The 13,761-nt window shown below is 54.3% G+C and carries 12 protein-coding genes; all 12 read right to left on the bottom strand.

The window, feature by feature from the left end; translation table 11 throughout:
* Positions 1 to 18 precede the first annotated feature (18 nt).
* Complete coding sequence (locus tag BMY11_RS11360; RefSeq protein WP_256217408.1) at positions 19 to 3,015, bottom strand: S8 family serine peptidase; 2,997 nt, start codon at positions 3,013 to 3,015, stop codon at positions 19 to 21.
* A 326-nt stretch (positions 3,016 to 3,341) separates the two neighbouring features.
* A complete protein-coding gene (locus BMY11_RS11355; protein WP_090575368.1) occupies positions 3,342 to 4,907 on the bottom strand; it encodes an NADH-quinone oxidoreductase subunit N in 1,566 nt (521 codons plus the stop codon).
* 3 nt (positions 4,908 to 4,910) lie between these two features.
* On the bottom strand, positions 4,911 to 6,542 hold the full coding sequence (locus tag BMY11_RS11350; RefSeq protein ID WP_090575365.1) for a complex I subunit 4 family protein: 1,632 nt from the start codon (positions 6,540 to 6,542) through the stop codon (positions 4,911 to 4,913).
* Positions 6,542 to 8,419 (bottom strand): NADH-quinone oxidoreductase subunit L, encoded by a 1,878-nt coding sequence (gene nuoL, locus BMY11_RS11345; protein ID WP_090575362.1) that lies wholly within the window; start codon positions 8,417 to 8,419, stop codon positions 6,542 to 6,544. The genes BMY11_RS11350 and nuoL overlap by 1 nt, the downstream gene beginning before the upstream one ends.
* A 5-nt stretch (positions 8,420 to 8,424) precedes the next feature.
* On the bottom strand, positions 8,425 to 8,727 hold the full coding sequence (gene nuoK, locus BMY11_RS11340; RefSeq protein WP_090575359.1) for an NADH-quinone oxidoreductase subunit NuoK: 303 nt from the start codon (positions 8,725 to 8,727) through the stop codon (positions 8,425 to 8,427).
* A gap of 1 nt (position 8,728) precedes the next feature.
* Positions 8,729 to 9,247 (bottom strand): NADH-quinone oxidoreductase subunit J, encoded by a 519-nt coding sequence (locus tag BMY11_RS11335; protein WP_090575356.1) that lies wholly within the window; start codon positions 9,245 to 9,247, stop codon positions 8,729 to 8,731.
* 3 nt (positions 9,248 to 9,250) lie between these two features.
* Positions 9,251 to 9,706, bottom strand: coding sequence for an NADH-quinone oxidoreductase subunit NuoI (nuoI, locus tag BMY11_RS11330; RefSeq protein WP_090575353.1), 456 nt, complete (start codon positions 9,704 to 9,706; stop codon positions 9,251 to 9,253).
* Positions 9,707 to 9,734: 28 nt separating this feature from the next.
* On the bottom strand, positions 9,735 to 10,745 hold the full coding sequence (gene nuoH / locus BMY11_RS11325; RefSeq protein WP_090575350.1) for an NADH-quinone oxidoreductase subunit NuoH: 1,011 nt from the start codon (positions 10,743 to 10,745) through the stop codon (positions 9,735 to 9,737).
* On the bottom strand, positions 10,745 to 11,845 hold the full coding sequence (locus tag BMY11_RS11320; protein WP_090575347.1) for an NADH-quinone oxidoreductase subunit D: 1,101 nt from the start codon (positions 11,843 to 11,845) through the stop codon (positions 10,745 to 10,747). The genes nuoH and BMY11_RS11320 overlap by 1 nt, the downstream gene beginning before the upstream one ends.
* Before the next feature lie 6 nt (positions 11,846 to 11,851).
* Positions 11,852 to 12,838: an NADH-quinone oxidoreductase subunit C gene (locus BMY11_RS11315; RefSeq protein ID WP_090575344.1), complete on the bottom strand. Its 987-nt coding sequence runs from the start codon at positions 12,836 to 12,838 to the stop codon at positions 11,852 to 11,854.
* Complete coding sequence (locus BMY11_RS11310; protein WP_090575341.1) at positions 12,835 to 13,353, bottom strand: NuoB/complex I 20 kDa subunit family protein; 519 nt, start codon at positions 13,351 to 13,353, stop codon at positions 12,835 to 12,837. The genes BMY11_RS11315 and BMY11_RS11310 overlap by 4 nt, the downstream gene beginning before the upstream one ends.
* Entirely contained in the window at positions 13,338 to 13,724 is a 387-nt protein-coding gene (locus tag BMY11_RS11305) for an NADH-quinone oxidoreductase subunit A (RefSeq protein WP_090575338.1), read from the bottom strand. The genes BMY11_RS11310 and BMY11_RS11305 overlap by 16 nt, the downstream gene beginning before the upstream one ends.
* Between the last annotated feature and the right edge of the window lie 37 nt (positions 13,725 to 13,761).

The raw sequence follows: 13,761 nt of genomic DNA, 5'->3' as shown, positions 1-13,761 counted from the left end.
GGCAAAAAGCTCCCTAACTTAAGTTTTGGTGAGATGCATCGTCCTAAGCAATACTGTCGCGAATTCCGCCCTACTCGCCGAGCTTTCCGGCTTGAACCCGCCGTTCTCATATCCACCAAGCAGACCTTTCTGCTTCATGGTCTGAATCGCCGGCGCTGACCAGCGGTCAGCAGGAACATCAAGAAACGGCGCATGCACAGGACGAACGCTGCCTAGACCGAAGGTACGCAGCAGCATAACCGCCATCTCTTCACGGTCAATCGACTGATTCGGGCCAAAGAAACCGCCAGGATAGCCGCCTACCCAGCCCGAGGCAGCAGCGTTGGTGATTGGACCATACGCCCAATGAGAACGCTGCACATCTACAAATCCGACAGTTGACGCTGCCTTCGGCTTCACCGCACGAACGAGCATGGAGACCGCTTCTGCGCGCGTAATGTTCTGGTCCGGATTGAAGCGGAAGCTACCGCTTCCTGCTACTACGCCGAGTTCCCTCAGCGCCTCAATCGAATCAACCGCCCAATGCCCTTCAATATCGCGGAAGCCGGCCACAAGCTTATCCGTCTGGATTCTCAGCTTGTAGTACTGTTTGTCAAAGCTCGCACTTGCTGTCACTTTAATGTAGTAGACGCCTGCGCCAAGCTTCAGTTCTTTCGTTAAACCTGTCTGATTCGGAGCCGATTGCTGCTGCGTAAGCAGCTTCTGTTTCTTATCGTATAATTCAGCCTTCATCCGAATACCGCTTGGTATACCGCTAAGCTGCACGGTTGTCATGCTCGCGCTTGCGAGCCGTAGCTGATACCAATCGACATCGCTTGATGTTCCGACTACGCCCCAATAGTTCGATCCCGGAGACACGCCTGTTGCTTCATAGGTTTTGTCATTCGGCTCATTTGGATCCGTCAGCTTGGAGATCACCTGAAGCTTCAGATGATATTCTGCCACCGTCGGGCTCGCCTGTGCCGACATACTGTTACGGACCCGTATATAGTACTGGCCGGGGGTGACGTTGAACGAGCGCGTCGTTTCGGTCTCACCGTCCCCTTTCTCATCCGTTTCCTGCATCGCTTCGCCTTGACGCTGAAAGCCAACTGAAGGATCAATCCGCGCGGAGTCCACCGACATTGTCAGCTTCACAGTGCCCCCAGTATCGAAATGAATGGCGTACCAATCCAGATCGCCCGTCTGATGAAAATTGCCCGTAATCTGCTGCGAACGGGGCGATAAGGTAAACGCTTGGTACTGTTTTTCATTGATTTCGTACGCATCCGGCGCGATCTCAAACGTAGAGGTCAGCAAATACGGCAGATGCTGGCTGAGCGTCTTATCGAAGAGATGGAGTTCAAAATAGTTCCTACCCTTCTTAACGTTCCATTGCATCGTTTGGTTGCCGAGTTTTGCATCTTTTATACTCTGCGACGAAGTGTCACCGTCGTGCGTCATTCGAACGGTTGGCATCGCATCTCCTGCTCCGATCAACCCCTGCAGCTGGATAGCCACCACGCCGTCATAAGGAGCATCGACGCTGTACCAATCTTTATCGGCGCCGCCAGCAAGCTCAGCAGCAATCTTCTTCCCAAGCGGGAATACACGCGCCGCATTCTTACTGTTGTTCGGCTCATAGCTATCCGGCTTCAGCATCGCCGTTACCGCATTATCCACCTGCAGCAGGCCGTAGCCGCTCGCTAAATCAAAGCCGGGTTCACCGATATCAAGCGCAGTCTGGCGCAAGAGCGACCGAACCTGATATGGTTTGTAATCAGGGTGCATCGCCCACACTAGTGCAGCTGCTGCCGCCACTTGCGGGGCAGCCATCGAAGTGCCTTCTTCTGACTTATAGCCGCCGCCGATCGCTGTCGTATAGACATGCCATGGAGCTGCAAGGTCAATCTCTGGCCCTGTATTTGAGCGCGGCTCCGGATTGCCGTCAGGATCAGCCCCTGCAACAGCAACGACGGTCGGATACGCTGCCGGGAACTTTACGTCTGCCCGGCTTCCGAACGTCACTCCATCGTTACCGCTTGCTGCAACGAGCAGCGCCCCCTTCGATTCCGCATAAGCTGCAATGTCCTTTAAGTAGAGCGAGTAACGATACAGCCCTACCGAGAGCACCACAATTCGTGCTCCATGATCAACTGCATATACGATCGCTTTACCGAGCCGCTCTTCATCGCCGTACCCGTCGGCGTCAAGCGCCTTAATCGGCATTATGCGCGCATGCCATAGTATGCCGGCAACACCGATTCGGTTGTTGCCTTCTCCGGCCAGGACGCCCGCTACGGACGTGCCATGCCCGTTATCATCCTCCGGCAGCTTGCCCGGTGAGACGAGGTTCGTGCCCGGGATCAAATTATCCACCAGATCCGGGTGGTTAAGATCAACACCGGTATCAATGACGGCAATCGTAATCGCCGTCTGATCATGCACGGTGTTCCACGCCTCCTTGGCCCCGATCTGATCGAGATGCTGCTCTAGCGGCAGCTTCGGATCATTCGATGCAGGCGAGCTTGAAGCGAGCAGCTCCACTTGGCTGAGCGGCTCGACATATTCGATCTCCGGCGTCTGCTGCAGCCGGAGAAGCCATGCGGACGTGTCCGCCCCCGTTTCCTCGGGGCGGACAACGTCCACGACGCCCGCCGCCGCCGGCTGTGCAAGGCGGCGGAGCACGCGCGTCCCCGGCAGCGGCTTCGCCTGCGCCGGGTCGCGCCATTTCACGAGCCAGCTTTGCGAAGCAGCTGGCTCTCCGCCCGCGGGAGCGGCTCTAGCGGGGGCCGCATGGCCAAGTTCCCCCGCTAGAGCGCTCCAGAGCAGCAGCGCTGCAAGCGTTGCGTGCAGCGCGAGGCGCGCGAAGCCGCGCTTCTGCGGCGGCGGCGCCGCAACCGGCGAAGCCGCGCCGCCGGAAACACGCACAGCAGAAGAAGCCTGGACATTACGGCCCGGCTTTGGAACAAGCCTCAACAGCTGCATCGACGGTATGGAATTCGCAATCGCGGAACGCTTTTCGTTAATCATCATAGTCTGCCTTTAACCTGCAAATTGATATCTGAAACTTGTTCGCTATCGTTTGTCGTATTCCTTTTAACAAATTGTAGAAATATGAATTAAAAGGTCGATGGTCCTACCTTAGCAACATAGATATTCGATATTTATGCGCCGAATTGCCTTTCTACGTCTAAAGATTACATGAACTTGGTCTCACTCTATTAGGTCTATGTGCCTTCAATAGTTTGTCGTCCGAATCTGCCTGCAGACCTGCGGAAGACAGAAAAAAACCTCCAATTCTACCAGAGCTGCATAGAATCAGAGGTTTGTTGGTATTCTTTGACAAACTTGTCGAATGGCTACTGCAGCCGCACGAACAAATCACTCACAATGGAGAAGTGATCATTCACAAAGTCCAGCACCGGTCCTGGCACAATGCCAAGCGCGAATGTCGCTCCGGCACACAGCCAGATCACGATGCCCGTCGTAACCGGCACGCGTACTTCAGTATCGATCGTTGCACGCATGAACATTTGGCGGATGAGACCGAAGTAGAAGTAGTACGAGATAACGCTGCTGACCACCATAACGGCGATAATCCAGTACAGCTTCGACTGTGCCGCGCCAAGCAGGATGAACAGCTTCCCGAAGAAGCCGCCCGTTACCGGCAAGCCTGCCAGCGAGAGCACGAAGATGATGACCGCGACAGCTGTCCATGGCGCTCGGTAGTAGAGGCCTGCAAAGCCGCCAATCTCCTCATGGCCGACAGACTTGCTAATGACTGAGAATACGGCAAGAATGCCAATTGTCATGAGCAGGTAAGCTGCCAGGTAGAACAGGAACTCACCGAAGTTCGAAGCATGCATCCCTTTGAGCGACAGGCCTACTGGTACGAGCAGATAGCCGGCATTGGCAACCCCGGAGAGTGCGAAGAGCCGCTTCACATTGTACTGGCGCAGTGCCATCGTCGAGCCGACCAGCATCGCCGCGGCTGCCATGACGAGCAGTGCGAGGAACACATCATCGGCAATCGGCTTATCCGGCGAAGAAGCAAAGAACGCCACATTGTACACGATTCTGAAAATAACAGCGAATGCCGCGCCCTTGGAAACGACCGCAAGGAACGCTGTAACTGGCGTCGGTGCCCCTTGATACACATCAGGCGCCCAGTAATGGAACGGCGCAGCAGCGATCTTAATGCCAAGGCCCGCTAGCAAGAAGAAAAGCGATACATAGAGCAGTGCCGGATATTCCGCTGCATGCTGCTGAATGCCCTGCGCTATCGCGCCGAGATTCGTAGCGCCTGTGATGCCATACAAGTATGACATCCCGAACAGGATCAGTGCAGACGAGATGCCACCGGTTACGACGTACTTGAACGCCGCTTCCGCGGACTTCAACGACTGCTTGCGAATCCCAACGAGCACATAGGTTGTGATGCTCAGCAGCTCAAGACCGATGTAGAGCGTAATCATATCGCCGGAAGAGGCCATAATCATCGCGCCGACGACAGCCGGCATGAGCAAGTAATAGAACTCGCCTTTATCCGAAATATCTGCTCTGCTTATGGTGCCAAGACTCATTAAGACAATCAGCATCGTGGCGACGAGGAACAGTATCTTCAGCAGGCTTGAGAATACGTCAATTCGGTAGCTGTCGCCCATCAATCGAATGACGTGGCTGATTGCCTGACCATTCGCATCTGTCGACTGCGCCTTATCAATGAGATCCGTTAAGCGCCATACGGCAAAGCCGAGAGAGAGCGCTAGGCCGCCAAGTGTCAGCCAGCCAATCAGCGAGCGGCGCGGCAGGAATAGATCAAGCACCACTAGTACAATGGTGAATGCGACGAGTATCCATTCTGGGGCGAGATAGGCTGCGTCACTCCAGGTGAGCGACTGCAGCTGTTGTTGTACAGCGTCCATCGTCTACCTCCCCGCCTTCTCTGAAAGTTGCTGGAGCAGCGTATCGAAGCCATGCTTCATCGGCTCCGTCAATACAGCCGGGTAAACCCCGATCAGTACGATAAATGCAAGCAGCGTAATCATCGGCACCGCTTCAATAAGTCGCGCGTCGCGAACGCCTGCAAGCTTCTCCGGCGTTGCGCCAAACGTAATACCAAGAATACTGCGCAGCACATAGACCGCGGTCAGAATAACACCGAGTACTGCAATTCCCGTAACGACGCGCTGGGAATCAAACAACCCAAGCAACGACAGGAACTCTCCGATGAAGCCGGACAATCCAGGGAGACCGAGCGAAGCCATACCCGCTGTTAGCAAAATGCCGCTAATGAACGGCATGCTTCTTGCAAGGCCGCCGAGATCCTTCAGCTCTGTCGAGCCGGTCCGTTCATAGATGCTGCCGACAATGAGGAACAGCAGCGCGGAGATCAGACCGTGTGAGATCAGCTGTATGATTGCGCCATGCAAGCCGATTTCATTGAGCGAAGCGATACCGAGCAGCACGATGCCCATATGGCTGATCGACGAGTACGCGAGTACGAGCTTGAATTCCTTTTGCACGATTGCAAGTATTGCTCCGTACAGAATATTGATTACGCCTAGTATGGCGATCGCGACTTTCCAATCCTCCGCCACCCCTGGGAACATGAATACCCCGAAGCGGAGCAAGCCGTATGCCCCCATCTTGAGCAGGACGCCGGAGTGAATCATAACGACCGAAGGCGGCGCTTCCGTGTGCACCCCGAGCATCCACGTATGGAACGGGAAGATCGGCAGCTTAATGCCGAAGGCGATCAGCAGCAGCAGGAAGATTACCCAGCGCATCCGCTCGGACAAGTAGAACGGATTCTCCTGGCCCTGCGCTTGTCCCGACGGCATATTCACATACGAATCGGCTTTCGTCAGGTTCGTTGTAATAACCTCATAGCTTCCGCTATAAGACAAGTTCGTTTGCTGCTTCTCCGGCAGCTGCTCCGCGCGGAACCCTGCCGTAGCAACAAGGATAACGAAGGCGATCAGCATAATCGCTGAGCCGATACCGTTATAGAGCAGGAACTTGTTGGCGGCCTTCTCCCGGTTCATGTAGCCCCATATCCCGATGAGGAAGAACATCGGAATGAGCGTCATTTCGAAGAAGACGAAGAACAAGAACACATCTCTGGCGAGGAACACGCCGAGCATGCCGATCTCAAGCAGCAGGAACCAAATATAGAACGACTTCCACCGCTTCTTCACATGAACGGAAGCGAGTGCAGCCATGACGCCAACAATGGCCGTGAGCAGTAGGAGCGGCATGGATAAACCGTCTATGCCCATATGATACTGAAGCTCAAATTGATAAGAGCCGACATCGCCGACTGCTTCTTTGTTGAGCGAGACGTCGAGCCAGGTTGCGTTCTCCTCGTACGCTTTGCCGCCTTTCGTGCCGTTATAATCGGCATACAGCCACAGCGACAGCAGGAGCGGAAGAATCGTCGCGGTAATCGCGGTCACCTTCAGCCATCGGCTCCGGTGCTTCGGTAGGAAGAGCAGAATGAGAATACCAAGCAGCGGCGAGAACGTAATAAGCGATAGAATCGGAAGATCAGCCAGCATTACCAAAACCTCCTTCCGACAAGTGCAACGATGAGAACGACGAGTCCAAGCAGCGTCACAACGCCATAGGTTTGAATTTGACCGTTCTGTACGCGGGTTCCCCCACGGCCGAACAATATCGCAGCTCCGCCGACCAGCCGAACAAGGCCGTCCACAATATAATCGTCAATTGCATTCAGCAGGTAGCCAAGTCCCCGAAGCGGTCGAACCAGCAGCGCTTTATACAGCTCATCCATGTAATATTTGCGTTCCAGCAGCCGAATTAGCCATGGCGCCTTGGAGGATATCGCATCGCGAGCAATCGTCCCTTTCACGAAGACGAGCCAGCCGAGGTATAAGCCAAGTAGTCCAACCGCTGCGGAGATGACCATCACGATACCAGCGCCGCCATGCTCCTTCTCTGCACCATCGGTTAGCCATGTGCCTAGCGTTTCGTTCCATGGCGTTTGGATGAAGCCGGAGACGACAGATAGCACAGCCAACACGATGAGTGGAATCGTCATTGAGGATGGCGACTCATGCGCATGGGCGTGCTGCTCTCCTCTAGGCTTGCCCATGAAGACGAGGAAGAACAACCGCGACATGTAGAATGCCGTGAAGAATGCAGCAGCTACACCGACTGCGAACAGAACAGGCTTCTCATGCAACGCGGTATTGAGAATCATATCCTTGGACCAGAAGCCAGAGAACGGCGGGATACCCGACAGTGCGAGCGTGCCGATGCCGAACGTCCAGGTCGTAATCTTCATTTTGCCGCTTAGGCCGCCCATTTCTTGAATGTTCTGCGTATGTACCGCATGGATGACACTGCCTGCTCCGAGGAAGAGCAGCGCCTTGAAGAAGGCATGAGTGAACAGGTGGAAGATGCCGCCTGTCATCGAGCCAAGCCCTAGCGCCATCATCATATAGCCGAGCTGGCTGACGGTAGAGTAAGCGAGAATCCGCTTAATATCGTTCTGCGCGACCCCGATGGTAGCGGCGAAGATGGCCGTGAAGCCACCGATATAAGCGACGATATCCATCGCTGTCTGCGAAGCTTGAAAAATATCAAATGTCCGAGCAACGAGATAGACGCCTGCCGCAACCATCGTTGCCGCATGGATCAGCGCACTAATCGGTGTCGGACCTTCCATTGCATCCGGAAGCCACACATGCAGCGGGAACTGACCGGATTTGCCGACTGCGCCAACGAAGATCAAAATTGCAATCCAAGTCGTCACGCTCGCCGCGATAATGCCTGTCTGCCCCTCGAACACATTGCCGATATGGACAAAATCAAGCGCATGATCTGGCATATACCAGTATAGCAGCAGAATACCGAGCAACAGCCCCGCATCCCCGATCCGAGTTACGATGAACGCCTTCTTCGCTGCAGCCTTCGCCTCCGGCTTGCTGTACCAGAAGCCGACCAGCAGGAACGAGCAGACACCAACGAGCTCCCAGAAAATATAGAGCGTTAGCATGTTGTCCGATAGTACGAGGCCGAGCATCGAGAATGAGAACAGTGCGACGTAGCTGTAGAAAACAGAGATTCGCTCATCGCTTTTCATATAACCGGCCGAGTAGAGGTTGACGAGGAAGCTGACCAATGTGACGACGACAAGCATAAGTGCGGTCAGATTCGTAACCTCATAGCCTGCATTCAAGGTCAAACCGTTAATGTCCAGCCATTTGAACGCATATTGATAGTATTTCGTTCCATCTACCATATGCTCAATCAGGACGAGAATCGACAGCACAAGCCCCGCGAACGAGCTTACGCAGCCAAGCAGAACGCCGAGCGTCCGCTGACCACGTCCAAAGGCGAGCAGCAATAGAAAAGCAAGGAACGGAAAGAGCGGAATGAGCCAGGCAGCTTGTGAGAAAGTTGTATCCATGTCCGTTACCTCCTCATCTCGTCGTACTCATCCACGTTGACGGTACCGCGCGCACGGAACAGCGCAATGAGGACAGCAATACCGACAGCCGCCTCTGCTGCTGCAACGGCGATGCTGAACAGCGTGAACATTTGTCCTGTCAGCGATGGAACAACACCATACTTCGAGAAAGCAACCAGATTGAGATTGACCGCATTAAGCATCAGCTCAATCGACAATAGAATGATGACCGCATTCCGTTTCACAAGTGCACCGTACAAGCCGATGCAGAACAAAATCGCAGCCATCGTTAAATACGAAGATAACATGTTAGTCCGCCTCCTTCTTCGCAAGCACGATCGCGCCGATAAAGGCAACCGTCAGCAGCACTGAAACAAGCTCGAAAGGCACGACATAATTCGTGAACAGCAGCTTGCCAATTTCCATCGTGTTATCGACCGCTGCGTTTAGCGGCGGCGAAGGCTCTGGGAATTCCGATTGGCGGATGGCGTAGAACAAAATGCCGAACAGCGCCAGTGCTCCGATTGCCGTCAGCGTCTCATGCAAGGGGCGCGGACGTTCCGTTTCCCCATCCTGGTGCTTCGTCATCATAATGCCGAAGATCATCAGAATGGATACCGCGCCAGCGTAGATAAGCACTTGAACGAATGCAAGAAATTCCGCCTGCAGCAGCACGAACATGCCTGCAATTCCGAGGAATACAGCAGCGAGCGAGACAACCATGTGAACGACCTTCGTGAAGCTGACCATCAGCACCGCACCGCTAATAATAAGTACCGAGAAAATGAAGAAGGCGACAAATTCACCCGTAAAATCCACGTTAAACATCGGCTACTTCGCTCCTCCCTTGGCTGCAGCGGGAGCACCAATATTGTTATTGTCCTGACGGACGTTGTTGTTGTTCTCGTCCAGCCATTTCAAGTCTTTGAACAATTCATCACGGCTGTACGACGCTAATTCGAAATTGCCTGTCATGACGATCGCTTCCGTCGGACACACTTCCGTACAGAGATCGCACAGAATGCAAATTTCAAAATTGATGTCATACGTGTCGATGACCTTCCCTTTCTTCTCCGGGTCCGGATTCGCTTTACCGGTAAGCGTGATGCACTCCGTTGGACAAATACGGACGCACTGGTTGCACACGATACATTTGTCCGGCTCAAAATGCTGGATACCGCGGTAACGGTCCGGCATGATGATGGGCACATCGGGATAGGAAGTGGTAACTTTTTTCTCGGTCAATGATTTAAGCGTGACACCAAGCCCTTTTAAGAGACCTTTCATTCCCTCATCCCTCCTGTCTTCATAAGCGTTATTTCACGAACAGCTCCATGTAAACCGCTGTAAGAAACACATTCAAGATTGCAACCGGGAGCAGCACCTTCCAGCCAAGTCCCATCAGCTGATCAATTCGGATACGCGGCATGGTCGCCCGGATCCAGAACAGGAAGAACACGATAAAGGAGAACTTGAGCAGGAACCAGATGATGCCCGGCACAAAGTCTAGGAACGGGAACGGTGCATGCCAGCCGCCGAGGAACAATACCGTCGTGAGTGCCGCTATTGCGTACACATACACATATTCCGTCAGCATGAAGAACGCGAAGCGGAAGCCGCTGTACTCGACGTGATAGCCGGCAACAAGCTCCGATTCCGCCTCTGGCAAGTCGAACGGCGTCCGGTTAAGCTCCGATACGGCTGCGATAATGAATACGATAAACCCAATAATTTGTGGAATGAAGTTCCACTGCCAGAACCAATCGCCTTGCTGCTCGGCAATCGAGCGCAGGTTGAGCGAGCCCGACATCATAATAACGCCGACGACGGAGATGACGAGCGGCACTTCATAGCTGATCATCTGCGCAGCAGAGCGCATACCGCCGAGCAGCGCGTATTTGTTGTTGGACGACCAGCCGCCAAGGACGATCGCAATCGTTGAAATGCCCGAGAGCGCGACATAGTAGAGAAGCCCAACGTTGATATCGGCAAAATACAGCTTCTGCGTATACGGAATAACTGCGAGAACGGCAAACGCAGGAACGTATGCAAGCGCTGGAGCCAAGATGAACAGCGCCCTGTCTGCTTTGCGCGGAATCGTGTCTTCCTTTATGAGCAGCTTGGTAATATCGGCGACGGATTGCAGTAATCCCCAAGGTCCAACCCGGTTCGGGCCGATCCGGTACTGCATCCAGCCGATTACTTTACGTTCGAAGAAGATCGCGTAGGTTACGAAGCCTAATACGATGACAAGCAGGATGACGCCCCATAGGAAGAACAGCAGCGCATTGCCCCAAGTCAACGTTTCATCTAGCCAGGACCCCATTAGCAGTCAACCTCCCCGACGACAATGTCGATGCCGCCCAAAATGGTAATGAGGTTCGTCATTGTCTCCCCAACGAGCAGCTTCGGCAAGATTTGTAGATTCACAAAAGACGGACGACGGAATTTCAGCCGATAAGGCTCTGCTTTGCCCTTCGAAACGATATGGACACCGATCTCGCCGCGCGGCGATTCAATCCCCACATAGAGTTCACCTGCTGGCGGACGAATAACGCGAGGCACTTTGCCCATCACTTCGCCGGAGGACGGGAACTGCTCCACCGCTTGCTTCAAGATGCGAAGCGATTGGCGAATCTCCTCAAGCCGGATCAAGTAACGGTCGTAGCAATCGCCTTTCTTGCCGAGCGGTACATCGAACTCGAAGCGATCATATAAGCTGTATGGCTTCGCCTTGCGCAAGTCCCAGTCCACGCCTGTGGAACGGAGATTCGCACCAGATAAGCCATAATCGATAGCGGTCTGCGCATCATAGGCGCCGATGTTCTTGATACGCGCAAGGAAGATTTCGTTGCCGCTGACAAGATTGTTATACTCGCCTAGCTTGCCTTCCATATATGGGAGGAACTCGCGGACTTTATCAATCCAGCCGACAGGCGCATCCCACTTGACGCCACCAACTCGCATATAGTTGTAAGTCAGGCGGGCGCCGCATAGCTCGTTGAACAGGTTAATAATGATTTCGCGATCGCGGAAAGCGAACAGAAACGGGCTCATCGCGCCGATATCGAGCAAGTATGTGCCCCACCATACCAAATGGCTGGCAACGCGCTGCAGCTCCATTACAATTAGCCGCATGAACTCGGCGCGCTCCGGCACTTCAAGCCCCATCATCTTCTCAACGCCGTGACAGAGCACGTAGTTCGTCGTCATCGCCGACACATAATCCATCCGGTCGGTATAAGGAATAATTTGCGTATAGTTCAAATCTTCCGCAAGCTTCTCTGTTCCCCGGTGCAAATAGCCCATAACCGGAGTCGCTTCCGTTATCACTTCACCGTCAAGCTTGACGATAATGCGAAAAACGCCATGCGTGCTAGGATGCTGCGGGCCGACGTTAAGCAGCAGTTCTTCTGTACGAATCACGGCTCATCACACCTCCGGGTCTAGCGGTACGTAATCTTTGCGCAGCGGATACCCAACCCAATCGTCAGGCATCATAATGCGCCGCAAATCGGGATGGCCCGGAAAATCAATTCCGAGCAAATCGTAGATCTCGCGCTCGTTCCAGTTCGCCGTATCCCAGATCGGAACAACCGATGGAATCTCAGGCTGCTCGCGGTTTGTCTTCACCTTCACGGCAAGCTCGTTCTTCGTCTTCAGCGATACGAGATGGTAGACGACTTCCAGATGCGTCTCATAATCAACGCCAGAGACATTGCGCAGGTAGGAGAAGCTCTGCGCTTCATGCGTCTTTAAGAGACGACAAGTCTCGACCAAACGATCCGCGCGAATGATAAGCGACGGCATATGATCGTTCAGTTCATTTATGTAAGCTTCTTCAATCGCATCATCAGCAACCGACACACGAATAAGTGTTGCTACTTCATCAAGCTGCGGCTGCTTCGGCGACGGTGCCTTCGGCTCTGCCGGTGCCGCTTCGCCGCCTTCAGCTGCCGCCTTGGCCGCAGCTCGCGCCGCGCGCGCTTCCGCAGCAGCGGCAAGCTTCGCCGCTTTCTCCGGATCCTCCGCTCCGCCAGCTCCAGCTGTGGCTGGCGCAGCAGCAGGCGCTTCGCCGCCGCCCTCGGCCGCAGCCTTCGCAGCTGCTCTTGCGGCGCGCGCTTCCGCGGCCGCCTTCAGCTTCGCTTCGCGCTCCGGATCGACCGCTGGCGCGGGAGTGGCATCCGCTGCCGGTGCGCTCGGCGCAGCATCCGCTGCGGGCTTCGCCTCGCTCGTTGCCTCCGCTGCCGCTGGCTCCGCGACTTTCGCTGCTTCCTCGCTCGCCGCTTCCACAGGCTCAGTCGCTTCCGCCGCCGCAGGTGCAGATGCTTCTGCAGCCTTCGCTTCACTCACCTCTTCGCGACTAGCCTCCTCGCTCTTCGGCTCAGCGGACTGCTCCTTCTCTTTCTCGTCGCTCATCGGTTCGTCACCCGCTTCCCGGTCTTCGCCTCGTAGCGGATTTTCTCCTGAAGCTTGTTAATACCGTAGATAAGTGCAGCCGGGTTCGGCGGGCAGCCCGGGATATATACATCGACGGGCACGATCTGATCGACGCCCTTCATAACTGCGTATGAACGAACATAAGGCCCGCCTGCAGTAGCGCAGGAGCCCATTGCAATGACCCATTTGGGCTCAGGCATCTGGTCATAAAGACGACGAAGCAGCGGTCCCATCTTCTTCGTGACGGTACCAGCTACAATCATAACGTCCGATTGGCGCGGCGATGTGCGGAACATAACTCCGAACCGGTCCAGGTCATAATGCGATGCACCTGTCCCCATCATCTCAATTGCACAGCAAGCAAGTCCGAACGTCAGTGGCCACAGCGAGTTGCTGCGCGCCCACGCCTTCAATTGCTCCAGAGTTCCCATAAACACATTGCGTTCCAGCTCTTGTCTCTCTTCTGGGGTAATCGACTCTAAATTGAATTCCATTTGAGCACCTTCTTCTTCCAGGCGTAGAGTAATCCAATTAACAATAATCCCGTAAATATCGCCATCTCGACAAGCACAAATAAGCCGAGCTGCTTATAAGCAACGGCCCACGGATATAAGAAAACGGTTTCCACATCGAAGATTACGAACATGAGCGCAAACAGATAGTAGCGCACATTAAAACGGACTTGACCCTCCCCTACGGGTTCGTTCCCGCTCTCGTAGGTCGTCTTCTTCTCTTCATTCGGTTTGTTTGGACGCAATAGTCGCCCAACGGCCAATGCGACCACGGGAAGCAGAATACCGAGAAGAATGAAGATGGCCACAATAACGTAATTGTTGATGTACTTCTCCACTATTTTCGCCTCCATTGTTATGGATCTGCAGGGCGGGATCGGTGCTGCTAGC

Origin of the sequence: Paenibacillus sp. OV219, from assembly GCF_900110075.1 — a bacterium.
GTDB lineage: Bacteria > Bacillota > Bacilli > Paenibacillales > Paenibacillaceae > Paenibacillus_Z.
Note: the sequence above shows the minus strand (reverse complement) of the source record. Positions and strands in the feature narration are given on the sequence as shown.